Below are 2,357 nucleotides of genomic sequence, written 5' to 3' on the forward strand. Positions count from 1 at the left end.
CCCAACGTCACCATCCTCAACGAATACGGACCCACCGAAACCACCGTCGGCTGCACCACCCACCAAATCAACCCCAACGACCCCATCCACGACGGGGTCGTGGTGATCGGCCGCCCCATGGACGGCGTCCGGATGTACGTCCTCGACAAGCACCTGCGGCCGGCCCCCATCGGCATCGCGGGCGAGGTCTACATCGCCGGCGACCTGCTGGCCCGCGGATACACCGGCCGTCCCGACCTCACCTCCGAGCGCTTCGTCGCCGACCCGTTCGGCGAGCCCGGCACGCGCATGTACCGCACCGGCGACCTGATGCGTTGGAACGCCGACGGTGTCCTGGAGTTCGTCTCGCGCGTCGACGACCAGGTCAAGATCCGCGGCTTCCGCATCGAGCCCGGCGAGGTGAGCGCCGCGCTGATGTCGTACGAGGGCGTCGAGCAGGTCGCGGTGATCGTGCGGGAGGACCAGCCGGGCGACAAGCGGCTGACCGCCTACGTGGTGTCCGGTGACGGTGCCCCCGCCGTGGACCTGACACGACTGCGGGAGCACGCACATGACTTCCTGCCGGAATACATGGTCCCGTCCGCGTTCGTCACCCTGGACGCGCTGCCGCTCACGTCCAATGGCAAGCTCGACACGAAGGCGCTGCCGGCTCCCGAGCAGGCGGGCGGTCAGGGCGGAGCTCCGCGCACGCCCCAGGAGGAGATTCTCTGCGGCCTGTTCGCCGACGTCCTCGGCCTGCCCGCGGTGGGCATCGATGACGACTTCTTCGGTCTCGGCGGCCACTCCCTTCTCGCCACCCGGCTCACCAGCCGGATCCGCTCCGTACTGCGGGCGGACCTCTCCATCCGGACGGTGTTCGAGCATCCGACCGTCGCCGGGCTGGCGCGCCTGATCACCGAGTCGGCCTCGGACACCCGGACGGGCCGCCCCGCCGTCGTCGTCGCCGACCGCCCGGCCGCGCCCCCGCTCTCCTTCGCCCAGCAGCGGCTGTGGTTCCTCAACCAGCTGGACCGAACCAGCGCCACATACAACGTTCCGCTGGCTCTGCGGCTGAGTGGCGACCTGGACGTCGAGGCGCTTCGTGCCGCCGTGGCTGACGTACTCATGCGGCACGAGAGCTTGCGTACCCTGTTCCCGCAGACCGAAGGACGTCCCCGGCAGCACGTCCTGCCCGACGTGTCCGCGCAGCTCCCGGTGACACGGGTGTCGGAGGAGGAACTCCCCGCCGCGCTCTCCGCGGAGGCCCGGCGCGGATTCGACCTGGGCGTCGCCACACCGGTCCGCACCCGGCTGTTCACCACAGGGGATTCTGAGGCCGTCCTCCTGCTGGTCGTGCACCACATCGCCGCTGACGGATGGTCCATGGCACCACTCGCCCGTGACCTGTCCGCCGCCTACGCCGCCCGCGTCGCCGGCCGCGCCCCGGCCTGGGAGCCGTTGCCCGCGCAGTACATCGACTACGCACTGTGGCAGCGCACCCTGCTGGGCAACGAAGACGACCCCGGCAGCCTGGTGTCCGCGCAGTTGGAGTTCTGGAAGCGGGAGCTGGACGGGATTCCCGCCGGGATCGACCTGCCCGTGGACCGACGGGGCGAAAGCGTCTCGTACGATCGGGCCGGCTCCGTTCCGCTGCGCGTGCCCGCCCACCTGCACGAGCGGCTGGACGCCCTCGCCCGGCAGCAGGGCACCAGCATGTTCATGGTGGTCCAGGCCGCCTTCGCGGTGCTGCTGTCCAAGCTCGGCGCGGGTACGGACATCCCCATCGGCACGCCGGTGGCCGGCCGGAGCGACGAAGCCCTCAACGACCTCGTCGGCTTCTTCGTCAACACACTCGTGCTGCGCACGGACCTCTCCGAGAACCCCACCTTCAGCGAACTGCTGAGCCGGGTGCGGGAGTCCGACCTCGCCGCATACGCGCACCAGGACCTGCCTTTCGAACGCCTCGTGGAGGTGCTCAACCCGGAGCGCTCCCTGGACCGCCACCCACTGTTCCAGGTCATGATCATGTTCCAGAACAACGACCGGGCCTCCCTGGCGCTGCCCGGACTGCACGTGAGCCAGGAACCACTGGACTTCACGGTGTCGAAGTTCGACCTGTCTCTGGCGATCAGCGAGCGCCGTGGGCAGTCCGGCGACTGCGAGGGCATGGAAGGCAGCCTGGACTACCGCGCCGACCTGTTCGACGCCGCCACGGTCGAGGCCATGGCGGAGCGCCTGGTCCATGTGCTGAGCTCGGTGGCCGAAGATCCGGGATCCCGTCTGGACGGTCTCGACGTGCTGGCGTCGGCGGAGCGGTCGGCGGTGCTGGAGGACTGGAACGACACGGCCCTGGTGGATGCGGCCACTTCCGTGGTCGA

The 2,357-nt window shown here is 69.8% G+C and carries 1 protein-coding gene; it reads left to right on the forward strand.

Annotated features, from left to right (window positions below):
• Positions 1 to 2,357: condensation domain-containing protein (locus tag ACFC1X_RS40700; protein WP_376364800.1), on the forward strand; the 2,357-nt coding region annotated here is incomplete at both ends.

This window comes from Streptomyces sp. NPDC056128 (assembly GCF_042263835.1).
Classification (GTDB): Bacteria; Actinomycetota; Actinomycetes; order Streptomycetales; family Streptomycetaceae; genus Streptomyces.